Source organism: Spirillospora sp. NPDC048819, assembly GCF_040650055.1.
GTDB lineage: Bacteria > Actinomycetota > Actinomycetes > Streptosporangiales > Streptosporangiaceae > Spirillospora.
This window is the reverse complement of sequence record NZ_JBEZGN010000018.1, coordinates 42,467-66,853: the sequence shown is the minus strand read 5'-3', so window position 1 is coordinate 66,853 and position 24,387 is coordinate 42,467. Positions and strand designations below refer to the sequence as shown.

Here is a 24,387-nt window from a genome sequence, read left to right as displayed (position 1 = left end):
GGGTGTCATTGGTCGATGCCGCCGCGTCCGGCGCCGGTCGGCTCGACAAGGGCGGTCGGCTCCGGCCGCAGCAAGTCACTGAAGGTCAGTCCCTGGCGACGGCTCGTCCGGGCACAGGTTCTCTGCCCACGGCTGCCACGCACCCCGGTCTTCCCGCCCGCTCAGGCGGTCGGCTTCAACGGCGGCCTGGATCAGTTGCGCGGTCGTAAGGGGAATGGCGGCCACGTACACCTTCCCTACGTGCCGGCAGAGCACAGAACCGGCGTTATAGGCACCGAGCGGCTCGCCTGCCACAGCGGTCAGGTCCTCGGATGTCCATCCCAGTGGCCCGGCCATTGCCTTGAGCTGCCGCAGGCTGTACCAGCGTCCGCTCAGCATGCCGTTGATCGTGCTTCGGGACAGCCCGGCGAACGGCAGCTCCGAAAGCCCGAAACCGCGGTTGCGCAAGAGCCCGCTGAGGATCCTCGGGAATCCGCTCGTGCCGGGCGGAGCGACTTCTGCGTCCACGGGCATCTCGGCTGCGGGCGCAGGAGTGGTCGACACCAGGTTCGACACAAAGTCCGTCAGGGAGGCCAGCAGGGCGTGGTCGCAGTAGGTCACCCGGTAGGCGAATTCGCGCATGACCTCGCGATCGCGGGCGGGCGGCAGCAGGTGCGCCGGCACCGGATGTCCCGCGATCACGAAGACGTCGGAGATGGGGAGATTCAGCTCGTCCGCTAGGGAGTGCAGCCTCGCTGCATCGAACTGCCGTCCTCTCGCCACAAGATCCCGCAGCACCTCAGCCCGCGCCATGTCACGCACATTACGGCGCGCACGGGGCCGCACGTACGCGCTTCAACGGGTTTGTCTCTCGAGGACGGCAGACGGTTGACCGGCGCTCGGGGTGACCCTGAGCACCATGGTTCGGCAGGCGTCGCTGATCGCTGCGATGGGCATGTGCAAATGCTTGTGTTCGCCCCGGCGACACAGCGGTTACGGAATTGGGAAGCGGGACGGGATCGTCGGTTGGCAGCGGTGGGGTTGTGGTGCAGCCATGCGCGCGGTTCCCCGTAAGGGGTAGATCGCAGATAGGTGTTGGGTGCTGTTGCCGGTGGTTGGCGCGGTGGGGGCGGGCGCGGGGTCCAGCGTGCCGCCTGGGGGCTTGCGTGGTGGGTTTGATGTGTTCTTGGAATGGCCCGTCGGGTGGAAGGGCGAGGTGCTGGGGCCCTCGGCGCCACGGCCTCGGTGTGGACAACGGTGAACGGGCGTTGGGGCCTTGCCGCTAGGGGAAGGTGGCAAGGCCCCAAGCCGAACCCGTGTGGCGGACGGGCTATAGCTGGGTCCGCAGGCGCACAGTGGTGCCCTCGGAAGTGGCTCGGACGTTGACGACATCGCAGAGCATGCGGACCCCCCACAGGCCGAATCCGGGGTCGGCGGCGGAGCGGGGCGGCAGGTAGCCGACCAGTGCGTCCGGGTGCCATTGGCCGGCGTCGACCACCTCGCAGAACAGGCCGCCGTCGGCGGTCCACACCTTCACGGTGATGGGGGCGGTGCCATGGCGGATGGCGTTGGAGGCGACCTCGGTGACGGCGACGATGAGGTCGCGCAGGGGTTTGGCCGCCATATGGTGGCGCTGGGCGTGCTGGGCGACGAAGTCGCGGACGGCGTGCAGGCCGGTGGGTTCGATCTGCATGCTCGCGGCCGAGGCGGGGGACGGCTCGATGAACTGCCGGTCGCATCGCTCGCTGACGGATCCGGGATCCAGGTACTCGTCGTTGTTCCGTGCGATCCCGGCATCCATCAGTTCGGGATGGCTGTAGCGGGCGTATTCGAGGATCTCGGGATGGTCGGGGTGGAGGGCGCGGCGGTCGAAGCAGCAGATGCATCGGACGTCGTTATCGCGGAAGGCGGCGTTGACGATCGCGTCGTAGCGCAGCCACTCCACCACCTCGTGGGCCTTGCGGTCCTCCCAGTTGGACTCGGCCACCAGGCGGATCGGGCGGAGCGCCTGCGACTTGATGAAGGCGTCGTAGGCGGCCATGGCCTGCACGGGATGCTGGTACCAGGTGGTGCCGTCGGCGAACTGGACCGCCTGGCCGATGGGCCCCAGGGCGTCCTGCAGGAGCTTGATCTTGTCCGGTGTGACGACCGCCATCACCACCTCGTCGGCCTCCACGCCCTCCTGGAGGAAGGGGACGGTGGTGGCGAGGAAGTCCTTCTCGTCCTCGAAGAACAGTGCGCGGTGATCGTAGGTGCCCGGGCCCTTCGCGGGCGAGAGCGTCTCGGTGTTTCCGGTCATCGGTCGTCCTCCTCGGCTCGTAGCAGGCCGTGCATGCGCTCCCAGCCCAGGCTCTCGATGAGCCCGTCCACGTCCGGCGGGATGTTGTGCAGGACGAAACGGGTCTTGCCGTCCGTCTCCTTCGCGTACCTGACCAGCAGGTTCAACGCGCCCAGGTCGAGAAAGCGCAGTCGGCCGAGATCGAGATGGATCTCCCCGTCGGCGGTGGGCGTCACGTCCGCCAAGGCGTCCAGGAACGGCGTGCGCTGCGTGGCGTCGAATTCGCCTTCGAGGCGGAGTTCGGGGAGATCGGTGTCGCGCGTGACCCGCAGGGTGCCGGCGACTTTTTGATCCACTTCCATGAGGACCTCACGGGTGTGCTCGGAGAAGATGAAACGAGTGCATTGGCGGTACCGGCTCCGGGCCAGTGTGACACGGCTTCATCGCATTGTCATCGGTATCTCCGAAGAACTCCGCCGCTATACCGCGGCTATACCGCCGCACTTCCCGACCGGTGCAGGATGTGCGGATCAAGGAGCGTGAGCGGCACCGAGGAGCCTCCGTGGAAGAAATGCGTGCAGACAAAGAACGTCATGCCCGTAATGGGGACGCCGCCATTGCGGAGCCGCGGCCGGTGTACATGTGGAACACGTATCAGATCCGCGGCGGCCTCGGTGACTACGGTCCGAGCGGCACCTGCACGCACGAGACCACCGCACGGGTGTGCCTGGAGGCCGCGATTCGCGCCGTCACCTGCACCCGCGGGGTGTTCGCGTGGGGACAACTGGACCATGGGACGACCAGCGACGAGCTTCCCTTCCACCTGAGCCCCCGCGATCCGGTGGCGTGGGCGGTGTTGACCCCGGACGGGAGGATCTCATGGTCGCCTGGCCTGGCGCCCTACACGATATGACGACGGGGACCGCCTTTCCCGATCACCACCGGCCGAACCCGGCGCGGCTGTACGACGCACTCCTGGGCGGAAAGGACAATTACACGGCCGACCGTGAGGCCATGGAATGCATGATGTCAGTGGCGCCGCACGTTCGGTCGGCGGCACTGGCGAACCGCGGCTTTCTGGAGTGGACGGTCCGTCGTTTGGTCACATGCGGCGTCACCCAGTTCCTTGATATCGGCGCCGGGTTTCCGGCCGGCCGGAACGTGCACGAGATCGCGCAGGATGTGCGGCCCGATTCCCGGGTGGTCTATGTCGATAATGACCCCGTCGTGGTGCGGCACGGCCAAGCGCTGTTGACCACGGGCGGCAGCACGATGATCGAGGCGGATCTGCGCCATCCGACGAGCATCGTGGAGAACGAGGAGCTGCGTCGCCTCCTGGACCTGGAACGGCCGGTGGCTCTCCTGCTGTTCTTCGTGCTCGACTTCGTCCCCCACGGCGACCATCCCACCGCCATCGTCGAGCAGCTGCTGAAGGCAGTGGCCCCGGGCAGTTACCTGGCCATCTCGCATTTCGTCACCGACGCGGGCGGCCACGCGGCCGCCGACGCCATGACCGAGGCCGGTATTCCGGTCTATCCCCGCACCCGTGCCGAGACCCACGCCATGGTCGGCGACCTCGACGTCCTCCTCGCGGGGCCGCTGCGGCCCGGGTCGCCGCACCCGGGGCAGACCGCCGGCCTTCGGTCCGCCGGTTCCAGGTGGAGATACGGGGTGCTGGCCCGCAAGCCTCAGGATGCGGGCGCCGCCGGGTAGATCCGTTCGGTCGGGAACCGCGCGCACCACGGGACCAGTGCACTCCAGGTGCGGCCCCGCCAGACGAAACCGGCCTCCGGGCTCTTCCAGACGGGAAGCGCCTCGTCCATGTGAGCCCGCGCCTCGCCGTACCTTCCGAGCGCCAGGTAGGTGACGCCTATCTCGTACAAGGCGAAGCCGCGATAGTGCAGGTCACCGATTTCGGAGGCGTATTCGAGGCTTCTCTCGAAGGACGCCAGCGCGTCCTGCAGCCGCCCCAGCCCGCGCTGGCTGCGTCCGAGATTCCCCAGACCGATCAGCATCGCCTCGCGATCCCCGCGGTCCCCCCGCTCGTCCGCGATGGCGAGCTGGCGCTTCTGCACGGCGATGGCGTCGTCGTAATGCCCGAGTTCGGTGAGCGCGTCCGCCAGGTTGCACAGTGACCGCTGCTCACCCTGGCGGTCGCCGAGCCTGCGCCAGACGGCGATGGCCGTTTCCAGCGCGGCCCGCATGTCGTCGTACCGCTGGTGCAGCCAGTAGGCCCCCGCGAGGTGGTCTAGGGCCAGCGCTTCGCTGTGCGGATCCCCCAGGCGACGCGCGGCTTGGACGGCGAGTTCGTCGATGGCCAGCAATTCCTGCGCGTGCCCGCGCGGGAAGAGCAGCCATTGCAGGGTCTGCGCCAGCAGGATTCCGTGGCGGGCGGCCGTTCCCGACCCGGTCAGAGCATGGGAGACCGTGGCGATCAGGTTGGGATGTTCGGTGCGGAGCCATGACTTCGCCTCGGCGGCGTTCCGCAGCGGTAACGGATCGGTGTTCACGGGGAGGTCCGGCCACGGCCGCTTCGGATCGAGGATCGCCACGGCGCGCCGCGCGGTGCTGAGGTAACCGGAGAGGACGCGTTCCAGCGCCGCCGACCGGTCGGCCTCCGACTCCTCCTGTTCCGCCCGTTCTCGAGCGAACAGGCGCAGCAGGTCGTGCATGGCGTACCGGGCAGGCGCCGGAGACTCCAGCAGATTCGCGTCGACCAGTCGCTCCAGCGCGTCCTCGGCGCTCTCCATCGGCATCGCGAGGAGGGCGGCGGCCGTCCAGAGGCTCACATCCGGCCCGGGAACGACGCCGAGCAGGCGGAAGGCACGCGCCGCCTCCAGGTCACCGGGCGCCCTGCCCGTGCGGAAGCCGCTGTATCCCAGTTCGAAACCCGTTCGCACGGCCAGATCGCCGATGCGGAGTTCGTCCAGGCGGCTGCGGGCGTCCCCCAGCCGGTCCACGAGATCCCGCAGCGACCACCGCGGGCGCGCCGCCAGCCGCGCGCCGGCGATGCGCAGCGCCAGCGGGAGCCGGCCGCACAGCCGCACGATCTCCCTGGCCGCGTCCGCCGCCTCCGCGTCGGCCCTCGCCCGCTGGCCGCCGACGAGCCGTTCCAGCAGTTCGACGGCCTGATCCGTGGGCAGGACGGCCATGTGCAGGTGCGCGGCGCCGTCCAGGGTGGTGAGGGCCGTCCGGCAGGTCACCAGCACCGCGCAGCCCGCCCCGGCCGGAAACAGGGGCCTGACCTGTTCGGTTCCTGCCGCATTGTCGAGGACGACCAGCAGCCGCCGGTTCGCGGTCAGGGAGCGGAAGAGGGCCGACCGCTCCTCGGTGCCGACGGGGAACCCGGACTCCTTCATTCCCAGCGCGCGCAGGAACCGGCCGAGGGCCTCGTTCGGGTCCAGGGGCGCCGTGCCCGCCGAGGTGCCGTGGAGATCGACGTAGATCTGGCCGTCCGGGAAGCGGTCGGCCAGAGCGTGCCCGGCGTGAATCGCCACGGCCGATTTCCCCACACCGCCGGGACCGTCGATGGCCACGATCGGCATGGCGTGCTCGTCCTGCCCGGTGAGCAGGGTCCGGATGGTGGCGATCTCGCCCCGGCGTCCGGTGAAGGTGGTGCTGGCGGGTGGCAACTGCCGCACCCCGCGCTCTCTCCCGGATGAATCCTCGACCGGATGGCGGTGATGGGCCCGTGGGCGCGGCGGCGACAGTTCCGTGTCGCCCTTCAGAATTCGCTCGTACAGTCGTTGAACGGACGGCACCGGCTCGACGCCCAGTTCCTCGACCAGCGCCCCGCGCAATTCCCGGTAGGCGGCCAAGGCCTCGGCTTGGCGGCCCGCGCGGTACAGCGCCGTCATGAAAAGAGCACGGAGCGATTCCCGCAGGGGATGCTCTGCCACAAGGCTCTCCAACTGAGGCAGGACCATCTCGTGGCGGCCGAGAGTCAGTTCCGCCTTGGCCTTGGCCTCCAGAATCCGCACCCGGCGCTCCTGGAGCCGCGCCTTCTCCACGTCAAGGGTCGGCGCCGACGGGACGTCCTCGAACGGGGCGCCGCGCCATAACTCCAGCGCTGCGCTCAGAGTAGCGACGGCACCGTCCGGGGCCTGGTCGAGTTGACGCAGCCCTTCTTCGGCCAATTGATCGAATCTGTGGACGTCATAGTCGTCCTCGCCCACCACGAGACGGTACCCCTGAGCCTGATATCCCAGCCGCTGGGTGACCAATATCTGGCCGGAATCGTCCCGCAGCATCCGCCGGAGCCGGGAGACGTATCCCTGGAGAACCTTGCGGGCGCTCTGCGGAGGGCACGTCCCCCAGATCTCGTCGAGCAGGCGTTCGGCCGAGACCGGCTGGTTGGCGTGGCACAACAGGACCGCCAGAAGGACACGCCATTTCGTCGGGCCGAGGGACTCCCATTCGTCCCCGGCGCGCAACGACAGCGGGCCCAACCCCAGATACCGCATGCGACGACCCTCCACCCCGGGACGGAGCTCATGACGGGTACCCGTGAATCATTTCATCCCGGGCGGGGCGGCGCGCTTCCATCGCGCCGCCCCGTCCGCCCCCAGAGGCCGTGTTCTCGGGTGCGAGTGCGGGGGCTACCGGGCCGGGCCGTAGGTCGCGATCACGGCGCCGGAGCTGGTCGGTTTGGCCTCGACCAGCTTGAGGCCGGTCTGGGGGCTGTCCTCGGGGAACAGCCGGGCTAGGCCGCCGCCGGCGACGACCGGGCTGATCATCAGGGTGAGCTCGTCGAGCAGGCCGGCTTGGAGCAGCGAGCGCACCAGCGTGGGGCTGCCGGCGATGCCGATGGCCCCTCCCGGCTTCTCACGGAGCCGGGCGACGAAGTCGTTGACCGGGCCCTTGATCAGGGTGCTGTTCTCCCAGCCGACGGTGTCGAGCGTTTCCGACGCGACGTACTTCTGCGTCCCGTTGATCCAGCTGGCGAACGGCTCGTCCGTCGAGGTCGGCCAGTACTCCGCCCATTCGGTGTAGGTCACCCGGCCGAGGAGGACGGTGTCCTGCTCGTCGAGCATCCTCGCCAGCGTCGCGCCCATCTCCTCGTCGAAACCGGGCTGCCACTGGTCGGGTGACTCGATCACGCCGTCGACCGAACTGAACAGGCCTGCTTGTACCTTGCGCATCTGAAGAACCTCCGTTGTGGTTCGTGCTGATCGATTGAGCTGGTGGACGTTGACGGCGGCGGCTTCCGGCGTGTGCCGGGCGGCGGGGTCCGGCCGGTGCGGCGGAGCGCGGGCGCTGAGGGCCTTCCGGAGGGAGACGGCGAGATCGGTCACGACCCGCTCGCCGCCGGGACGGTGGTCGTAGCGCAGTAGGTCGACCTCAACCCCGGCGTCGCGTAGCAGGGCGGCGTAGGGGGCGCCGTCGTCCTGGCGCGGACCGTCCAGGGTGAGCACGATCGCCGGCGACACGCCCGCCAGAAGCCCGGTGGGTAGGCCCCCGGCTCCTCCGGGGCCCGGGAGCGGGATCCGGGGAAAGATCAGGATCTGCCGGACGAGTGCCGGCCAGCCCTGGTCGCGGGCGTGCAATGCGACGGCCGCAGCCGCGCCGCCCCCGCCGCCGTCCCCCGCGAGAAGAAGCCGGCCCGGGTCCGCGCCCAGTTCCGCGCCGTGGTCGGCGACCCATTCCACCGCCGCGACCGCATCGCGGAAGTCGTCCGGCCCCGGAATGTGCGGGACGGTCACCACCACGACGCCGGCCCGAGAGGACAGCGTTCGGGCGTTGGCGTCGTCATGGATCAGACCGGGCACGCCCCCGCCGTTGAAGAGCAGCAGCAGTGCCGCGGTGTGGGACGCACGTTGCGGCCAGTAGACGCGCGCCGCCTGCGGTGCGGTGCGGCCGCGCAAGCGCAGTGCGACGGTCCCGCGCTGGGCGGCGCCTTGCCGGTCGACGGGCGAGTAGGTCATGCCCGGAACGCTGACACGGGGAGAGGCCCGGAGGGAAAGGCCGAGTGCGCATGGCGGTCATACGCGATCAGCATTGCCGGGACGGACGAGGACCTGCCCGCGGCCGGAGGCGTCCGCCACAATCGGATGCATGAACCAGCGCGGGTCCCCGGATCGCGACGCGGAGGACGGAGCGACGCTGTCGACGCTCCGGGCGCCGGACGCCATCGAGCTTCGCCATCTGCGCGCGTTCGTCGCCGTCGCCGAGGAGCTCAACTTCGGCAGGGCCGCGGCGCGGCTGTTCATCTCCCAGCCGGCGCTGAGCCGGCAGGTCCGCGCCCTGGAACGGCTGGTCGGCTGCCCGCTGCTGCGGCGGTCCACCCACCGGGTGGAGCTGGCGCTGGCGGGCGAGGTGCTGCTGGAGCGGGCGCAACGCGTCCTGGCGGACGTCGACCAGGCGGTCTCCGCGACCCGGTCGGTCGGCGGCGAGCTGGAGAGCCGCATCGCACGGATGTGGGAGCCGCTGCTCGACCTGGCCGCCGGAGACGCCGGCCTTCAGGCGATGCGCGACGGCAACGAGGAACTGCTCGCCAAGTTCGAGCCCCCGGAGGTCGGGGTCCGGCCCGTCAACGCCGGTGGCGTCCAGGCATTGCAGCTCGACCCCGCGCCGGACGCCCCCCTCGGGCTGCTCTATCTGCACGGCGGCGGATTCGTGATGGGCTCCGCGTACGGCTACCGCCCTCTGGCCGGTGCGCTGGCGGTCGCCGCCGGCGTCAGCACGCTGGTGGCGGACTACCGCCTGGCCCCCGAGCACCCGTTCCCGGCGGCGGTGGAGGACGCCTTGCGCGCCTACGTGTGGATCCTGGACCGCGGCACCCCACCGGAGGAGCTCGCCGTCGCCGGGGACTCCTCGGGCGCAGGGCTGGCCCTTTCGCTGCTGCTCAGCCTCAGGCAGCAGGACCTGCCGCTGCCCGGCCGCGTCGTCCTGCTGAGCCCCGGCGTGGACATCGGTCGTGTCGTGCTCGGCCCGCCGTCCGGCGACGACGCCATGACGGACGTCCAGAGAGACCAGGTGAGCTCCTTTCGCGACCTCTACCTCGGTCCGCATCCGGTCGACGACCCGCTGGCCAGTCCGCTCAACGCCGACCTCACGGGGTTTCCGCCCATGCTCATCCAGGTCGGGACAGGCGACACCTTCAGCGACGAGGCGCACGCACTGGCCGACCTCGCCCATGAGCATGGGGTGGACGCCCGGCTCGAGCTGTATCCGGCGGAAGCGCACGTCTTCCACTTGTTCTGGTCCTTCCTCCCAGAGGCGGCCGACGCTTTGGAGCAGGCCGGCCGGTTCGTCCGCGAACTGCGCACGAACGCCGTGGCCGTCACCGCCGACGCCGAGCAGGGCGCCGATACCGCCTGAGCGGCAGGCGAAGGCCGCCCGCTGGGATGCCGCGCTCAGACGACGCGGGCGCAGAGGACGCCCTTGCGGAAGTCGGTCCATCTCCGCGAGCCGCTGGGGCACCTGCTCTCGTAGTAGCCGGTGAACTCGAGGATGTAGTTGAAGCCCTTCGGGACGGTGTTCTTGCTGCAACTCCACGAGGTCATCAGGCCGTGCCCGCTGACGGACACCCTGCCCTTCTCGCTGCCCCTCTTGCCCAGGAAGCATTCGCCCTTCCTGAACTGCCGCCGTAGGCAGAGGTAGATCCTGTCCCCGTCGTGCGTGGGGGACCTCCACCAGGATTCTCCGTCGAGCGCCTCGGCATCGCAGGAGCTGCTCCGCTCCTCTATTCCGAACACCTTCACGTAGGCGTCGCTCCGGCCGCAGGAGACCGCGTTCGGCATGGTCTCGCTCCAGTCGCTGGAGTCGTAGGGGTCCTTGTGCGCGTCCAGGCAATCACCGACCGAGATGTCGTCGAACGCCTCGAAGGTGGGGTCGGGCGTTGGGCTCGGCCGCCGGGTACTCCCCCTTTCGCTCGCGGAACCGGTCGTCCGGGTCGAACTCGGGGTCTCGGACGGGGTCGAGGTGGCGTTGGCGTTCGTCGACCCGCCGGACCCGACGCCGTTGGCGACGGCGATGATCAGGGCCACCAGGAGCACTCCCACCCCGGCCACGATCCCGGCACCGGCCGGTGGTTTGACGGGGGGTTTGGCGGGAGGGCGCTGCCGCTGTGGAGGCTGCTGTGGACGTTGGGCCCGGGGTCGCTCCCGCTCGCCCTGGGGAGGGCGGGGCTCCCGCTCGGCCTGGGGAGGGCGGGGCTCCCGCGCGTTGTCGGGCTTTCCCGCGAAGACCTCGGTCTCGGCCACCCGCGTGGCGATCATCGTGGTGAACGATTCCGGCAGGGACATGCCCTCGTCGGCGGCCAGCGCGGAACAGCGGTCCAGGAACTCCCCGGTCGCGGGGCGGTCGCCGGGGTCTTTCTCCAGGCCGGCCGCGATCAGGGGGCGCAGTGACGCCGGGACGCCCGTCAGGTCCGGGTCCTCGTGGCGGACACGGTAGCCGAGGGCGTCGGGCGGCCCCTCGCCGAAGGGATGGCGGCCGGTGGCCGCGAAGGCCAGGACGGCGGCCAGGCAGAACACGTCACTGGCCGGTGCGATGTCGCCGCCGAGGTACTGCTCGGGCGACATGTACCCGGGTGTGCCCACCAGGGACAGGCTCTGGGAGGGGGCGTCCATGGCGCGGGCGATGCCGAAGTCGATGATCCGCGGGCCGTCCTGGGCCAGGAGCACGTTCCCCGGCTTGAGGTCCCGGTGGATCACATTCTGGTCGTGGACCACCGCCAGCCCCTCGGCCAGCCCGGCACCGAGCGCCGCCACCGAGACCTCGGGCAGCGGGCCGTTCTCGTCGATGGCGTCCTGCAACGACGGCCCGGCGATGTACTCCGTCACCAGCCATGGCGGGTCGGCGTCGGTGTCGGCGTCGATCACCTGCGCCGTGTAGAAGCCCCCGATGCGGCGCGCCGCCGCGACCTCCTTGGTGAACCGGCGCCGGAACGTCGCGTTGTCGGCGAAGTGCGGGTGGACGACCTTGACGGCGACGAGTCGCCTGCCTTGCGAGCGGCCCAGGTAGACCTGGCCCATCCCGCCGGCCCCCAACCGTGCCAGCAGACGGTACGGCCCGACCTGCTCCGGATCGCCGTCCCTGAGCGCCTTCAGTCCTGCACCGGACATATCACCTGCCTGCAGCTTGCCGGACAACGTCGTCTATTGGACGGCGAGCCTAACGGGGATGATCGTTTCGCTCTGCGTCTTCGGACGCACCCGCGCCCAGGCCGCCGGTGCGCGGCGGCCTGGGCGGTGGCGTTATTCAGGGCTTCTGATGGAGGAACGGGGGGTTCGGTGGTTCCAGGGCATCGTGTGTTCCAGTTGGGCCGCGGTCTGGAACAGCAGGTCTTCGCGGCCGTAAGGGGCGATGATCTGCACGCCGATCGGCAGGCCGCCGTCGCTCTGGCCGAGCGGCAGGCTGATCGCGGGCTGGCCGGAGATGTTGAAGACCATCGTGAACGGGCCGTAGTCGAAGATCGACTCCAGCCAGCTCGCCAGCGTGTGGCCGGGGTCGTCGTAGCGCAGCGTGCCGTGGGGCGCCGGGAGCCGGCCCAGTGTCGGGGTGACGAGCAGGTCGTGGTCGGTGAAGAACGCGCCCACCGAGCGGGTCACGCGGTTCTGAGCGCCGAAGGCGGCCATCAGGTCCAGCGCGCTGTACTCCTTCGCCACTTCCAGAAGGCGCCTTGAGACCGCTTCCAGCTTGGCCGGGTCGGGTCGGGCGGGGCTCAAGAGCAGTGTCGAGGCGATCGCCACCGCCGTCGCCGTGGTGCATTGCATGACGGCGTCCCAGTCGATGACCGGGCGCGCCTCGGTGACGGCGTGCCCCAGCTGCTCCAATGTCCGGCCGACCCGGACGGTCGCTTCCGCGATCTGGGGATCCACCCACGCCCCCGACCACGCCGCCGTGTTCACCGCCACCCGCAGCGGTCCGGGTTCGGTTCCCGTCTCGTCGGCGTATCCGCGGCGTGGAGGCGGTGCGGTGTACTTGTCGCCGACGCCCGGCCCCTGGACGGCGTCCAGCAGGTGGGCGGCATCGCGGACGGTGCGCGTCAGCGCGAACTCGTAGGCCATCCCGAGCATCGGCTCTCCCATGTCGGGCCCGCACGGGACGCGGCCGCGGCTGGGTTTGAGGCCGACGAGGCCGCAGCAGGCGGCCGGGATCCGGATGGACCCGGCTCCGTCGCTGCCGTGGGCGACGGGAACGGCGCCGGCCGCGACCAGGGCGGCGGCGCCGCCGCTCGACCCGCCCACTCCCCGTTCCAGGTCCCATGGATTGAGCGTCGGCCCGTACCTGACCGATTCGGTGGAGAAGCTGATCGCCATCTCCGGCACGGTGGTGAGGCCCAGGGTGACCAGGCCGGCGGCCCGGAAGCGGGCCATCAGATCGCTGTCATGCCGGGCGGCGACGCCCTGCAGGGCCCGGCTTCCGAGAGAGAACGGGATCCCCCGCGCCACCGGCCCGTGGTCCTTGATGAGGAACGGGACCCCGGTGAACGGTCCGTTGCCGGCATGGTCGAGCGCCGGGGTGAACAGGGGCAGCGCGAGGCCGTTCACCACGGCGTTCGCCGTGGTCAGGGCCTCGCGCGCGACGGCTTCCACCTCGTCGGCGGTGACCTCACCCGCCTTGATCAGATTCCGGAGCCCGACCGCGTCGTACCGCGCATACTCGTGGAGTTGCATGAGAAGTCCTTCTTCGGCGTCCTGGACGCCTGCATCGATCACAGGGGGCTCCGCTTTGCCGGAACCCTCGTCGCTCACAGGGGTCGGCAGCGCTCGGCGAGCCGCTGCACGACAGGCGGCAGTGGCAGGGCGTGGTCTCAACCGGGTCTTCTGCTCCCGGGACCATCTCCTGCTGGTGATCGACGTACTTCTACGCTCGGGACATCGGGATCAACCTTACGTCAGCCGGTGAACGACTCGGGGCCGAAGCGGCCCCAGGCGACGAAGGCCGCCAGCGCCAGGAACAGCGTGGTCGCCGCGACGCCCTGCACCTCGCTGCGACGGAAGTGCACGACGGCCGCGCCGACCATCAGCAGCGCCACGCCGACGGCCGCGACCGGCACCATGACCGGCGCGACGTCGACTGCCGCGGGCACGATCAGGCCGATCGCGGCGAGGGTCTCCAGGACGCCGATCGTCCTGACGGCGCCGGGGCTGAAGTCCTCGACGGCCCCCATGCCGGAAGCGACCAACTGCTCCTTGGATCGGGCGAGCTTCACGGCTCCGCTCGCCAGGAAGATGACGGCCAGCAGTGCCGCGATGGTCCACAGTGCGATGTTCATAGGTCTTCCTTGCCACGTGTGGAGGACGGTGTGTCCCTCTCAGTCCTCCGACGACGCAGCCCTGCGGAATGTCAGGCCGGCCTCACACCCCGAGCGCCTGCGCGACCTCCTGTGCCGCCGCGTACGCGCCGCGCACCGCGTGTTCGCCGCTGAGGGGATGGCGCGCGTCCGCCTCCTCGTAGGTCACCTGGACCAGGAGGGCGCCGTCCCGGAAGACGACCACACCGGGGACGACGCCCGGGACGTGCGCGGCGAACGCCTGGTCGCCGAGACCGGTCACGGCGCGGAAGTACTTCCGGTCGTGGACGCTGAGCGTTTCCTCGGCGCGGGCGTCGTCGTGCCGCATCGTGTACTCGCGGGTGGCGAGCCGGGTTCCGTCGAACAGTTCCGTGCCCGGCACGACCGCCGCCGAGATCTTGAGTTCGTGGTCCATCGACGTCCAGGAGCAGCCGTGGCGGTCGGCGTCCTTGATGACGATTCCGCCGCTGCCCGCCCCGGTGGCGCTGCTGGACGGTTCGTCTCCCAGCAGGCGGTTCAGGGTCCGTTCGGACACCGAGCCGCACAGGTCGGGGACCTTGCGGGGCGGCGACGGGGACGCGGCGGGGGCGATCGCGGGACGGGACGGGGTGCGTGCGCCCAGGCCGTCCACGGCCTCCGCCGCGGCGGCGAGCGCGCCGTCCCGCGCGGTCTGCTCCGGGATCGACGCGCGGAGGTCGCGGTACTGGACGACGACCTTCGCGTTCCCGACGCGCGCCACGACCGTCGAGCCGTTGGACGGTGAGAACTGCGCGAGCGCCTCATCGCCGAGTCCCGTCACCGCCCGGTTGGTCATGTCAGACCATTTCGGACCGAACGACCTCATGGCGGCGGCGACGGGTGACTGCCCGGCCGCCGGGCCCGTCAGGGCGCGGCCGGCGGTGCCCTGGGCCAGGGTGACGCCGATGGAGAGGAGACGGCGCGGTCCGTCGTCGCTCCTCGACGACCACATGCATTCTCCCGCGTGGCCGTCCTTCATCATCCGGGGTTCGGTCACCAGGCGGCCGACGGTGGCGGGCGAGACCGCGCAGCCCTCCGGGATCGACGTGACGACCGGCCCCGTCCGGACCCGGTCGGGCCCGGCGGGCGGATCCGGCAGCCGGTCGAGGCTTCCGGGCGGCGGCGACATCCCCACCAGGACGATGGCGATCACGAGCACGGTGACGAACGCGAAGACGATGGCGCCCGTCTCGCCGGAGTCCGGACGCGGTCGCGGTGCGGCCTCGGTCATGATCGCAACGACCTCTCCACCGCGACGGCGACCGTGTAGGCGCTGTCGATCAACAGGCGTCCGCTCAGGTTCGTCTCCTCGTCGGCGCCCTCATAGGCCACCTCGACCAGGACGTTGCGTTTCTGGAAGACCACCAGGCCCACGTCGCCCGTCGACCTGCTTCCGGTCTTGGTGACCGCGAACGCCCGGTCGCCGGGCCCGGCCAGCGGTGTGAAGCCGGTGAAGTCCTCGATGCCGGGGACCTTGCCGCTGCGCAGGTTCCGGTAGACGCCCAGGAAGTCGCGCGTGGCGGCGTGGACTCCCAGGCCCGGCACCCGCTCGTCCGCGACCGCGAGCGACACCGTGAGCGTGCGCGACTGGCCCTCGTTCGAGTACTGGGACGTCCGGGCCCTCCATCTGCAGGAGTCAACGGACATCCGGTACATCGCGGGGAGCAGGGTGGCGCCTCCTCGCCGCCGGTACGCGTCGCGGGCGACCATGTCGACGGTGCCGGCGGGAACCGTGTCACAGGGCTTGGGGACGCGGCTCAGCGGCGGCGTGACCGGACGCTTCACGGTGCTCAGCACGGGGTCGGCCGCCGCTTCCAGGCCTTTCGCCGTTTCCGCCGCGGCGGCCAGGGCGCCGTCCATCGCGGTCTTCTCCGGGATGGTCGTGCGCCGGTCTCCTTCGGCGTCCCATCCGCGGTAGCGGATCGTCGCGACGGCGTTGCCCTCGCGGAAGGTCACGATGGCGCCTTCGGTCTCGGTGTCCGCCGAGTAGCGGGCGGCGGCCTCCTCGCCGAGGCCCTCCACGATCTCGGGCGGGGCGGTCCCCACCCGGCCCGGCCCGTCCCTGCCCACCAGTTCCATCGCCTCGCTGATCGGCGACTGCGTGCGGCCGGACGCGAGGGTGATGGTGACGTCGAGGACGCGCTCGTTCGCGAAGTCGCCCACGCAGAAGTCGCACTTGGCCTTCCCGTCGTCCAGCGAGTACCACATGCAGCTTCCGGGGCCGCCGTGGCGGAAGACGTTGCCCTTCTCGGCGTCGCGGTCGGACCCGGGCGCGAGCCTGGCGGCGGTGCCGTCCGACACCCCGCAGTTGCGGGGCAGCTTCTCGATGATCCGGCCGGCGGGAACGCGGTCGGCGCTCGCGGGCGCCGGCAGCAGGGGCCCGTCGGCGATCCCGCCGCCGGACGACGTCCCGCGCGCGACGGCCACGGCGACCGCGGCGGCGAGCACGACGGCGAGCGCTCCGGCCACCGCCGCGATCCGCCACCTGCGGTCGGTCCGGAGTCGCTGCACCAACCCGGCGGGTTCGGAATCGGACACTCGGGCTCCAGCGGTCGGGGGCAGTTGATCTCGTTGGACTCCGCCGGTCGACCAAAAGTTCCGGAAATGTCAGTCCCGAACGGGGAGCGGTTCGCGGTCATCGAGCGGCGCGGCCCGGACCGACGGGCCGGTACGGCGGAGCACGGTCAGCGCGATGAGGGCGGCGGCGGCCAGGAGCGCGGCACTGAGGGTCAGGCCGAGCGCGTATCCGTCGTTGAGGGTCTCGGGCGTTTCGATCCGCCCGGTGCGGTGGTGGGCCGCGGTGCCGAGGGCGGCGAGCCCGAGCGAGGCGCCGATCTGGCGCGAGCTGTTGAGCAGGCCCGAGGCGGCGCCCGTCTCGTGGGACGCGACGCCGGCGGTGGCGGTGGCGACGACCGGTCCGAGGCAGAGCCCGAAGCCGGCGCCGGCGGCGATCGAGGGCCCGAGGACGTCGGTGGCGAAGGCGCCGCCGGGGCTGATCAGGCCGAACCAGGCGAACCCGGCGGCGGTCAGGAGACCGCCGATGACCAGCAGGGTCCGCGGAGCGAGACGGTAGCCGAGCCGGACGGCGAGCACGGAGCCGGCGACCACGGCGAGGGCGAACGGCAGGAACATGATCCCCGTCATCGCCGGCCCCGTCCCGAGGACGCGCTGGAGGTAGAGGGACATGAAGTAGAACGCCGAGGCCATGGCGGCGCCGACCAGGAGGTTGTAGGCGTTCGCGCCGGCCACCGAGCGGTTGGCGAACAGGCCGAGCCGGATCAGCGGTTCCCGCCCAGGAGGAGCAGACCGCCGAAGGTGAGGGCGTAGGCGTGGATCACCCAGGTCAGGCCCACCGCGCCGAAGCCGAGGCCGGCGGCGATCTGCGGGAGCCCGACGTTCACGACCGACAGGTCCAGCGACACCATGAACTGGACGACGGCCACCGCGGCGAGCGTGAGCCCTGGCCGGGCGCCTGAACCGTTCGTCATCACGGACTCCGTCCTCAGCGGGCCCCGGTCAGGCGCCAGCCGTGGGCGCGGCGGCGTTCGCGCCAGTAGCGGGCGTACCGGCCGTCGCGGGCGAGTAGTTCGTCATGGGCGCCCTCTTCCGCGACACGTCCCCCGTCGACGACGACGATGTGGTCGGCCCCGTGCAACGTGTGCAGCCGGTGCGCGATCACCAGGACGGTGCGGTCGCGTGCCAGGGCCGCCATCGCCTCGTGCAGAGCGTGCTCGTTCTCGGCGTCCAGCGCGGCGGTCGCCTCGTCGAACAGCACGATCGGGGTGTTCTTCAGCAGGGCCCGCGCGATCGAGATGCGTTGCCGCTCGCCGCCGGACAACCGGCCGCCGCCCTCCCCGACCGGCGCGTCCCAGCCGCCCGGGAGGCGTTCGGCGATGCCGTCGACCCGCGCGGTGCGGGCGGCGGCGTAGACCTCCTCGTCGGTCGCGTCGGGCCTGCCGATGCGCACATTGTCGAGAATGGTTCCGTTGAACAGGTAGACGTCCTGGAAGACCACCGAGATGAGCGACGTCAGGTCCTCGGTCCGCATCTCTCGGACGTCCACGCCGCCCACCCGCACCGTTCCGGCACCGGGGTCGAAGAACCGCGCGATCAGCTTGATCACGGTCGTCTTGCCCGCGCCGGACGGGCCGACCAGCGCGGTCATCCGGCCCTGCGGCACGCGCATCGACAGTCCGTCCAGCACGGTTGTGCCGTCGTAGCCGAAGCTGACGCCGTCGAGTTCGACGTCGGCGCCGTCCGCCCGCTGCGACACCTCCGGTTCGGGCAGCGTCTCGGTGGCGAGCAGCGCGTTGATGTCGGTCAGGGCGTTCTCGGCGACCCGGATCGCGCCGCCGATCTCCGCGATGAACATGACCGGCTCGACGAACCTGGCCGCCAGGACCAGCAGCGCGATCAGCTCGGCCGTCCCGAGCGAGCCGCCGAGCGCCAGGTGGGTGCCCAGGGCCAGCAGCGTGATGAACGACGCCTGCGCGATGAAGCCGAGCCCAACGATGCCGGGGGTGCCGGCGCGCAGCATCCGGCGGCCGGCGGCGTGCTGCGCGGTGAGCGCGTCGTCGAGCGCGGCGTGCCCTTCCGCCGTGCGGCCGAAGGCCCGCAGCACCGGCTGGGCGCGGGCGAACTCCACGATCCGCCCGGCGGCGTCGGCGTGGACGGCGTCCGCGTGGCGGTCGGCGACCTGCATGCCGCGGCTCGCCAGCCGGTACGCCACCGCCACCGCGACCGCGGCGACGGCCATCGAGACGGCCAGCCGCCAGTCGAACAGGAACATGGCCAGCACCACGACCAGCGGCGTGACGACGGTGTCGACCAGCGGCCGCAGCAGGTGCGCGGGCACGCTCATGATGTCGACCACGCGCTGCGTGGCCAGGCGCCCGAGCCGGCCGACGCGGTCGGCGGTGAACCAGGCCGGCGGCAGCTGCGCGACCTTGTCGCCGATCCGGTGGTGCAGGTCGCGGCTCAGGGCCGTGCCGCTGCGGTGACCGGCCAGCGTCGCCGGGTAGCTCACCGCCGCGTAGCCGGTCCACAGCACCGCGAGCGCGATCACCCACGGCCAGGCCCGTTCCGGTTCATCGCCGAGGAGTTCGCGCAGGACGGGGACCAGCAGGACGAACGCCGCCCCCTGGAGCAGCGCCGCGCCGGTCAGCAGGGCCAGGAGCCGGCGCAGGGCGCCCGCGTGCTCCGGGCCGAGCGCGGTGAAGAGTCGGCGGATCATCGTCATTCCCCCTTCGCCGCGCCGGTCCCGGCGTAGGCGTCGCGATCGCCGGCGTTCCCGGGCCCGGCCTGCTCCTGCAGCCGCCACATCCGCGCGTACCGGCCGCCGGCGGCGAGCAGTTCCCCATGCTCGCCCTGTTCGGCCATCCGGCCCTGTTCGAGGACCACGATCCGGTCGGCGCCGGCCACCGAGGCCAGCCGGTGCGCGACGACGAGGACGGTCCGTCCGGCGGCCAGTTCCGACAGCGCGTCCTGGATCAGCGCCTCCGATTCCGGATCGGCGTGCGCGGTCGCTTCGTCGAGCACCACGATCGGGGTGTCGGCGAGGATCGCCCTGGCGATGGACACCCGCTGCGCCTCACCTCCGGAGAGGCGAACGTCCCGGCCGACCACCGAGTCGTATCCGTGCGGCAGAGCGCAGATGCGCTCATCGATGGCGGCGGCCCGCGCGGCCCGCCGTACCGTTTCCTCGTCCGCGTCGGGACGGGCGAGGCGGATGTTGTCGCGCACGCTGGCGTCCAGCAGCTGAACGTCCTGGAGGACGAACGACACCAGCCGGTACAACTGGTCGGGCGCTATGTCGCGCAGGTCGACACCGCCGATCGAGACGGTGCCCGCGGTCGGGTCGAAGAACCGCGGCAGCAGCTTCGCCAGGGTCGTCTTGCCCGAACCCGACGTCCCGACCAAGGCGGTCACGGTGCCCGGCTCGAACGCCAGGTCGATGCCGCTCAGCACCGGCCGATCCGCGTCGTAGGCGAACTCCACCCCGGTCAGCTCCACCCGGAGGCCCCCGTCGTCCTCCGGTGTCCGCGGTTCGGCGGGCACCGCCAGCTCGGGCGCCGCGAGCAGGGCGCCGACGCGCTTGGCCGCCGCGCTCGCCATCTCGATGTCCTCGCCGTGGAAGTCCAGGGCCTGCAGCGGCGCGGCCAGCCCCAGCCCGACGATCACGAACGGCAGCAGATCGACCGGGTCCAGGTGACCCGCGGAGATCAGGGCCGTGCCGGCGGCCAAAGCGGTCAGCAGGACGGTGATCGGGCTCAGCGCCAAGGCGGAGGCCGCGGCCGCCCGGTTGTTGCGCGAGAGCCAGGCGTCGAGGAACTCCGCGAAGTCGTCGGCGGCCTGCGCGTACTGCCGGTGCGCACGCCTGGCCTGCCCGAACATCTTCACGACCGCGATGCCCTCGACGAACTCGACGACGCTGCCGACGATGCGCTGCAGGGCCTCCTCGTAGGCCGCCATCCCCGAGGTCATGCTCACGATCCGGCGGGCGAACAGCGCGACTCCGACCACGATCGGGACCAGCAGGATCAGCGTCATCCGCCAGTCCACCCAGAACAGGTAGACGAGGGTCACCAGCGACGTGACCACGACGGCGGTGAAGCTCAGCAGCGAGTGCGCCACCAGGTGGTGCATCGCGTCCACATCGTGCTGGACCGCCTTCCCGACGCCGCCCGCGCCCCGGTCGGTGAACGACCCGAGCGGGACGCGGCCCAGCCGGTCGACCAGACGCCGCCGCACCGACAGCTGGAAGGCCAGGTCCGCCCGGTGGGCGAGCGCTCCCGCCGCGCTGGTCAGCAGCAGCCACACCGCGAGCGCGCCCCCCGCGACGGCGGCGACCGTCCAGGCCCGGTCCCGGTCGACGGGCCCGGCCGCCGGCAGCACCCGGGCCAGTTCGGCCACCGCGACGAACGGCACGACGGCGGCGGCCGCCGCCATGGCCTGCAGGACCATCGCCGTGCCCAGCCGCGGCCGGACGGGCCGCAGCAACTCCCCGAGACCCGTTACGGCCGATGCGGCATCCGAAGGTTCCGCCTGTTCCGGCTTCATCGTGCCCCCTGCCCCCTGTCCTCCCGGACTTTTCGAACGTGTTCCGAAAGTAACATCGGGGCGGTCCGCTGTCGAGCGCGAAGGGCGGGACCCGCACCGGCTCCGCAGGCCGGGCATGATGGAACGATGGCTTCACCGACCGCATCGCCGCACGGCCGCACCGGCCGGCCGCCGCTGACCTCACGTGCGCAGATCGTGGCGGCGGCCCGCGAGATCATCGAGCGGGACGGCTGGGAGAGGCTGACCGTCCGGCGGCTGGCCGCCGAGATCGGCGTCGGAGCGACGACCCTGTACCACCACGTCCGGAGCAAGGAGGACCTGCTGGTCCTGGTGCTCAACCACTACCTCGGCACGATCGAGCGCCCCCGGCTGCCCAGTGACCCGCGCGACCGCATCATCGCGGCCGCCGTCGCGATGCACGACGCCGCCGCGGCCTGGCCGTGGGCCGTGGAGATCGTCACCACCGACGGCTTCCTCGGCCTCCTCGACGAGTCGGCCCTGTGGATGGTCGAGGACATCGTGGCCGCCGCCGAGGACTACGGATGCACACCCGCACAGGCCATCGTCGTCTTCCGGAGCATCTGGTACTACACCGCCGGCGAGATCCTCGTCCGCGCCAACACCGCCCGCAGCCGGGCCGGCGACCTGCGTCCCGCGTCGCTGAGCCGCCTCGACGCGTCCCGGCTACCGCGCCTGGCCGCCATCGGCGACCACTGGGCCACGGTCTCCCAGGGCGACACCTACCCGCAGGGACTCCGCGCACTGGTCGACGGCCTGCTCGCACAGGCCGGCCCCGCGGTTTCCTGACCCGGCGCAGCCTCTCCGCGGCCGCGCCTACGCGTCCCGCTGCCTGCGCATGGCGCGGATCAGGCGCAGAGGGAACAGGCCGATGAGGGGGGCGCGCCGTCCCAAGTCCTCGCGGTCCTTCCGGTCGAAGGCGCGGGCGTAACGTCGCGCATCGGACGCGGTGGGGTACTCCTTCGCGCCCCCGGCTCCGCACTCCCGCACGCAGCGCCAGCGCATCGTCTCGCCTTCGGCGGAGAAGCGGAAATCATGTCCGAGCAATCGGCAGCGCATCATTGGTCAGTCCGTGTCCGTGTCGGTGGGACGGGGCGGCGGCGCGTACCTGTTGCGCGCCTGCGGCTGGGCCAGGCCCTCGTGGACGGCCTCCCGCAGTGCGGCGCGGAACCGGCCCGGCCCCCAGTAGCGTGCGCCGACCACTTCGGCGAGCCGGTGGCGGCTAGTCGGCCCGTGCTCGCTGAGCGCCTGCGCGATGGCGTTGACCTCGCGGTCCAGGGCGATGTCCGCGTCGGACGACCAGCGGCTCGCCGTCCCGAGCATCCCCGGTGAGTAGAAGGTCTCGCCGGGCCCCGGAAGCAGCCGGCGCAGGCCCGTGCGCCGCTGACGCTCGCGGCGCAGGATGCGCCGGCGGATCCGTTCGTCGCGTTCTCGGGCCGCGCGCTGCCGCTCCGCCGCCGCCTCGTGCTCCCGCTGCGCCGGCCCGGCCGTGCCCGACTCGGCCGCGAGGGACGCGGCGGCGGAGCGGTGCTGCGCCGCCTCCATCCGGTCGGCGGCCGATTCGGCGCGCAGCCGGTGGACGTCGGCCTGCCGGTCATGCCGGGCGGCCTCGTCCTCGTCCCGCTCGGCCCGCGCCACGTGCGCGCGCGCCGTCTCGGCGTGCATCTTCTCCCACTGGTCGAAGGTCTCGGCCTGGCCGCGGGCGATCTCCGCCTCGGCCCCTTCAAGGTCCGCCGCCCTGGCGTGGGCCTCCACGGCCATCGCATGCTGTTCGCGGGCCCGCGCGCGCTCCGCCGCGGCCTCCGCCAAAGCCGCGTGGGTCTGCGCGTCCCGCTGGTTCGCGGCGGCCAGCGCCTCGATCCGCTGATGCAGTGCACGCGCACGCTCCTCCGCGGCGGCGGCGCGTTCCAGTGCGCTGCGGCGCTCGGTGTCGGTGCCGGCGTCCTCGGCGTCGACCCGCCCGTCATGGGCGGCCGCCTCCTCCGTCAGCCGCTCGGCCTCCCACTCGGCGGTCTGCGCGAGGGCCTCCTCCACCCGCAGCCGTTCGGCGGCGCCGCGGTCCCCCTCGTCCGCGCGGGGTCTCACCTCGTGGATGGCGGCGCGGTGCTCGGCCGCCCGCGCCCGCTGCTCCTCGGCATGCCGGCGGGCCTCCAGCGCGGCGCGGCGCTCCGGCCGCACGTCCGGCGCCGGCCCGGCCCCGGGCTCGGCCGCCGGCGCCTCCTCGGCCTCCTCGGCGGTGAGGGGCTTGGCGATGTTCTCCAGCGAGGCCCGTTCGGCCCGGACGCCGAAGATCAGCTCGGCGAGGCCGCCCAGCGCCATGATCCCGGCGCCGACGAAGAACCCGATGGCGACCAGGCTCGCGTCCCCGGTGTCGATCAGCCGGCCGAAGATGAGCGGGCCGGTGATGCCGCCGGCGGCCGTGCCGATCGCGTAGAAGAACGCGATGGCCAGCGCCCGGGTCTCCATGGGGAAGATCTCGCTGACCGTCAGGTAGGCGGAGCTGGCGCCCGCCGAGGCGAAGAAGAACGTCACGCCGACCAGCGCCATGAACGTCCACGTCGTCAGTCCCCCGGTCACCATGAAGACGGCGAGCAGGACGGTGAGGGCCGACGAGACGAAGTACGTCCCGGAGATCATCGGCTTGCGGCCCACCGTGTCGAACAGCCGCCCGAGCAGGAGCGGGCCCAGGAAGTTGCCGACCGCGAACAGGGCGAAGAAGTACGGCACCGTCCCGGACGCCACGTCGAAGAACGTGCTCAGGATGGTCCCGAGGTCGAACGTCACCGCGTTGTAGAGGAACGCCTGGCCCACGAACAGGGCGAACCCGAGCACCGCCCGCTGCGGGTACACCTTGAACGCCACCTTGGCGATCTCCCGGAAGGGGATGGCCTTGCGCTGCCGCACCGTGATGCTCTGCTCCGGCTCCTCCAGGTCCTGCCGCGTCTCCTCGCGGACCTCGCGCTCGATCCGGTCGACGATCCGCTCGGCCTCGTCCTCGCGTCCGTGGATGAACAGCCAGCGCGGACTCTCCGGGACGTGCCGCCGGACGAACATGATGACCAGGCCGAGGACGCCGCCCACGCCGAACGCGACCCGCCACCCGAGGTCGATCGCGAAGATCGACGTGTTCAGGAAGACCACCGCGGCCAGGGCTCCGAGCGCCGCCCCCACCCAGTAGCTGCCGTTGATGATGATGTCCACCCGGCCGCGGGCGCGGGCCGGGATCAGCTCGTCGATCGCCGAGTTGATCGCCGCGTACTCGCCGCCGATCCCCATCCCGGTGACGAACCGGCACACGAAGAAGTACCAGGGCGCGAAGGCGAACGCGGTCGCCACCGTCGCGACGACGTAGACGGCCAGCGTGAGGATGAACAGCTTCTTGCGGCCGAACCGGTCGGTGAGCTGCCCGAAGAACAGCGCGCCGCTGCACGCGCCCGCCACGTAGATCGCCGCCGCGTACCCGATGTGGGCCGCGGACAGCTCGATGCCGCTGCCCTCTTCGGTGAGCCGCGCCGCGACGGACCCGACGATGGTCACCTCGAGCCCGTCGAGGATCCAGACCGTCCCGAGCCCGATGACGATCATCCAGTGGAAGCGCGACCAGGGCAGCCGGTCCATGCGCGCCGGGATCCGCGTGGTCAACGTGCCCAGGCGTGCATCATCCGCCATGACGGTCAGCCCCCAATGCAGGCAGTGGTCGTACCCCCAGGTGGTTCACCGATAGGTGGCTACCCGCCTCCCGGAGCTCACACCTCCCCGCCCGGCCAAGATCAAAGATCGGCCGCGGCGCGTC

At 71.5% G+C, this 24,387-nt stretch carries 20 protein-coding genes; 4 read left to right on the top strand and 16 right to left on the bottom strand.

The genetic code is table 11. The features are described 5' to 3' along the window. Window positions 1-75 precede the first annotated feature (75 nt). The 3 genes from AB0C35_RS23635 to AB0C35_RS23625 form a co-directional block, all read right to left on the bottom strand. Window positions 76-792: a hypothetical protein gene (locus AB0C35_RS23635; protein WP_358459320.1), complete on the bottom strand. Its 717-nt coding sequence runs from the start codon at window positions 790-792 to the stop codon at window positions 76-78. Between the two features lie 517 nt (window positions 793-1,309). Then, window positions 1,310-2,278 carry a sensor histidine kinase gene (locus AB0C35_RS23630; protein WP_358459317.1) on the bottom strand — a complete coding sequence of 323 codons (969 nt, stop codon included), beginning with the start codon at window positions 2,276-2,278 and terminating at the stop codon, window positions 1,310-1,312. Continuing rightward, window positions 2,275-2,619, bottom strand: a complete 345-nt coding sequence (locus AB0C35_RS23625; protein WP_358459314.1) for an STAS domain-containing protein — start codon at window positions 2,617-2,619, stop codon at window positions 2,275-2,277. The genes AB0C35_RS23630 and AB0C35_RS23625 overlap by 4 nt, the downstream gene beginning before the upstream one ends. Window positions 2,620-2,780: 161 nt before the next feature. On the opposite strand from AB0C35_RS23625, the gene AB0C35_RS23620 reads away from it, so the two are divergent. Both AB0C35_RS23620 and AB0C35_RS23615 read left to right on the top strand, forming a co-directional pair. Continuing rightward, the gene (locus AB0C35_RS23620) at window positions 2,781-3,170 is read left to right on the top strand and encodes a hypothetical protein (protein WP_358459311.1); all 390 of its coding nucleotides are present in this window, start codon (window positions 2,781-2,783) and stop codon (window positions 3,168-3,170) included. Then, the gene (locus AB0C35_RS23615; protein WP_358459308.1) at window positions 3,167-3,970 is read left to right on the top strand and encodes an SAM-dependent methyltransferase; all 804 of its coding nucleotides are present in this window, start codon (window positions 3,167-3,169) and stop codon (window positions 3,968-3,970) included. Before AB0C35_RS23620 ends, AB0C35_RS23615 begins: the two co-directional genes overlap by 4 nt. Here the strand turns inward: AB0C35_RS23615 and AB0C35_RS23610 are convergent. Both AB0C35_RS23610 and AB0C35_RS23605 read right to left on the bottom strand, forming a co-directional pair. Beyond that, on the bottom strand, window positions 3,946-6,720 hold the full coding sequence (locus AB0C35_RS23610; RefSeq protein WP_358459305.1) for a BTAD domain-containing putative transcriptional regulator: 2,775 nt from the start codon (window positions 6,718-6,720) through the stop codon (window positions 3,946-3,948). The genes AB0C35_RS23615 and AB0C35_RS23610 overlap by 25 nt on opposite strands. Window positions 6,721-6,855: 135 nt before the next feature. Next, window positions 6,856-8,181, bottom strand: coding sequence for an alpha/beta hydrolase fold domain-containing protein (locus AB0C35_RS23605; protein WP_358459302.1), 1,326 nt, complete (start codon window positions 8,179-8,181; stop codon window positions 6,856-6,858). Between the two features lie 130 nt (window positions 8,182-8,311). On the opposite strand from AB0C35_RS23605, the gene AB0C35_RS23600 reads away from it, so the two are divergent. Next, window positions 8,312-9,577: an alpha/beta hydrolase fold domain-containing protein gene (locus tag AB0C35_RS23600; protein WP_358459299.1), complete on the top strand. Its 1,266-nt coding sequence runs from the start codon at window positions 8,312-8,314 to the stop codon at window positions 9,575-9,577. Between the two features lie 35 nt (window positions 9,578-9,612). Here AB0C35_RS23600 and AB0C35_RS23595 read toward each other — a convergent pair whose 3' ends face one another. The 9 genes from AB0C35_RS23595 to AB0C35_RS23555 all read right to left on the bottom strand — a co-directional run bounded on the left by AB0C35_RS23595 (window position 9,613) and on the right by AB0C35_RS23555 (window position 20,576). Beyond that, complete coding sequence (locus tag AB0C35_RS23595) at window positions 9,613-11,325, bottom strand: serine/threonine-protein kinase (protein ID WP_358459296.1); 1,713 nt, start codon at window positions 11,323-11,325, stop codon at window positions 9,613-9,615. A gap of 132 nt (window positions 11,326-11,457) precedes the next feature. Then, window positions 11,458-12,879: an amidase family protein gene (locus AB0C35_RS23590; protein ID WP_358459293.1), complete on the bottom strand. Its 1,422-nt coding sequence runs from the start codon at window positions 12,877-12,879 to the stop codon at window positions 11,458-11,460. Window positions 12,880-13,100: 221 nt separating this feature from the next. Beyond that, on the bottom strand, window positions 13,101-13,481 hold the full coding sequence (locus tag AB0C35_RS23585) for a DoxX family protein (RefSeq protein WP_358459290.1): 381 nt from the start codon (window positions 13,479-13,481) through the stop codon (window positions 13,101-13,103). A gap of 82 nt (window positions 13,482-13,563) precedes the next feature. Next, window positions 13,564-14,748, bottom strand: coding sequence for a hypothetical protein (locus AB0C35_RS23580; RefSeq protein WP_358459287.1), 1,185 nt, complete (start codon window positions 14,746-14,748; stop codon window positions 13,564-13,566). Further along, window positions 14,745-16,055, bottom strand: a complete 1,311-nt coding sequence (locus AB0C35_RS23575; RefSeq protein ID WP_358459284.1) for a hypothetical protein — start codon at window positions 16,053-16,055, stop codon at window positions 14,745-14,747. The genes AB0C35_RS23580 and AB0C35_RS23575 overlap by 4 nt, the downstream gene beginning before the upstream one ends. 69 nt (window positions 16,056-16,124) lie before the next feature. Continuing rightward, window positions 16,125-16,784 (bottom strand): MFS transporter, encoded by a 660-nt coding sequence (locus AB0C35_RS23570; protein WP_358459585.1) that lies wholly within the window; start codon window positions 16,782-16,784, stop codon window positions 16,125-16,127. An 11-nt stretch (window positions 16,785-16,795) separates the two neighbouring features. Then, complete coding sequence (locus AB0C35_RS23565) at window positions 16,796-17,005, bottom strand: hypothetical protein (protein WP_358459281.1); 210 nt, start codon at window positions 17,003-17,005, stop codon at window positions 16,796-16,798. A 14-nt stretch (window positions 17,006-17,019) separates the two neighbouring features. Next, window positions 17,020-18,750: an ABC transporter ATP-binding protein gene (locus AB0C35_RS23560; protein ID WP_358459278.1), complete on the bottom strand. Its 1,731-nt coding sequence runs from the start codon at window positions 18,748-18,750 to the stop codon at window positions 17,020-17,022. A gap of 2 nt (window positions 18,751-18,752) precedes the next feature. After that, on the bottom strand, window positions 18,753-20,576 hold the full coding sequence (locus AB0C35_RS23555) for an ABC transporter ATP-binding protein (RefSeq protein WP_358459275.1): 1,824 nt from the start codon (window positions 20,574-20,576) through the stop codon (window positions 18,753-18,755). Between the two features lie 126 nt (window positions 20,577-20,702). Between AB0C35_RS23555 and AB0C35_RS23550 the strand changes: the two genes are divergently transcribed. Further along, entirely contained in the window at window positions 20,703-21,383 is a 681-nt protein-coding gene (locus AB0C35_RS23550; protein ID WP_358459273.1) for a helix-turn-helix domain-containing protein, read from the top strand. A gap of 27 nt (window positions 21,384-21,410) precedes the next feature. Here the strand turns inward: AB0C35_RS23550 and AB0C35_RS23545 are convergent, their stop codons facing one another. Together AB0C35_RS23545 and AB0C35_RS23540 are read right to left on the bottom strand one after the other, a co-directional pair. Next, a complete protein-coding gene (locus tag AB0C35_RS23545) occupies window positions 21,411-21,641 on the bottom strand; it encodes a hypothetical protein (RefSeq protein WP_358459271.1) in 231 nt (76 codons plus the stop codon). A gap of 18 nt (window positions 21,642-21,659) precedes the next feature. After that, on the bottom strand, window positions 21,660-24,263 hold the full coding sequence (locus AB0C35_RS23540) for an MFS transporter (RefSeq protein WP_358459269.1): 2,604 nt from the start codon (window positions 24,261-24,263) through the stop codon (window positions 21,660-21,662). Window positions 24,264-24,387: the final 124 nt, after the last annotated feature.

Excerpts from the sequence above, each read along its gene's own strand:
- AB0C35_RS23635 (WP_358459320.1), bottom strand. The coding sequence starts at position 792 with ATGGCGCGGGCTGAGGTGCTGCGGGATCTTGTGGCGAGAGGACGGCAG.
- AB0C35_RS23630 (WP_358459317.1), bottom strand. The coding sequence starts at position 2,278 with ATGACCGGAAACACCGAGACGCTCTCGCCCGCGAAGGGCCCGGGCACC.
- AB0C35_RS23625 (WP_358459314.1), bottom strand. The coding sequence starts at position 2,619 with ATGGAAGTGGATCAAAAAGTCGCCGGCACCCTGCGGGTCACGCGCGAC.
- AB0C35_RS23615 (WP_358459308.1), top strand. The coding sequence starts at position 3,167 with ATGACGACGGGGACCGCCTTTCCCGATCACCACCGGCCGAACCCGGCG.
- AB0C35_RS23610 (WP_358459305.1), bottom strand. The coding sequence starts at position 6,720 with ATGCGGTATCTGGGGTTGGGCCCGCTGTCGTTGCGCGCCGGGGACGAA.
- AB0C35_RS23605 (WP_358459302.1), bottom strand. The coding sequence starts at position 8,181 with ATGACCTACTCGCCCGTCGACCGGCAAGGCGCCGCCCAGCGCGGGACC.
- AB0C35_RS23600 (WP_358459299.1), top strand. The coding sequence starts at position 8,312 with ATGAACCAGCGCGGGTCCCCGGATCGCGACGCGGAGGACGGAGCGACG.
- AB0C35_RS23595 (WP_358459296.1), bottom strand. The coding sequence starts at position 11,325 with ATGTCCGGTGCAGGACTGAAGGCGCTCAGGGACGGCGATCCGGAGCAG.
- AB0C35_RS23590 (WP_358459293.1), bottom strand. The coding sequence starts at position 12,879 with ATGCAACTCCACGAGTATGCGCGGTACGACGCGGTCGGGCTCCGGAAT.
- AB0C35_RS23585 (WP_358459290.1), bottom strand. The coding sequence starts at position 13,481 with ATGAACATCGCACTGTGGACCATCGCGGCACTGCTGGCCGTCATCTTC.
- AB0C35_RS23580 (WP_358459287.1), bottom strand. The coding sequence starts at position 14,748 with ATGACCGAGGCCGCACCGCGACCGCGTCCGGACTCCGGCGAGACGGGC.
- AB0C35_RS23565 (WP_358459281.1), bottom strand. The coding sequence starts at position 17,005 with ATGACGAACGGTTCAGGCGCCCGGCCAGGGCTCACGCTCGCCGCGGTG.
- AB0C35_RS23560 (WP_358459278.1), bottom strand. The coding sequence starts at position 18,750 with ATGATCCGCCGACTCTTCACCGCGCTCGGCCCGGAGCACGCGGGCGCC.
- AB0C35_RS23555 (WP_358459275.1), bottom strand. The coding sequence starts at position 20,576 with ATGAAGCCGGAACAGGCGGAACCTTCGGATGCCGCATCGGCCGTAACG.
- AB0C35_RS23550 (WP_358459273.1), top strand. The coding sequence starts at position 20,703 with ATGGCTTCACCGACCGCATCGCCGCACGGCCGCACCGGCCGGCCGCCG.
- AB0C35_RS23540 (WP_358459269.1), bottom strand. The coding sequence starts at position 24,263 with ATGGCGGATGATGCACGCCTGGGCACGTTGACCACGCGGATCCCGGCG.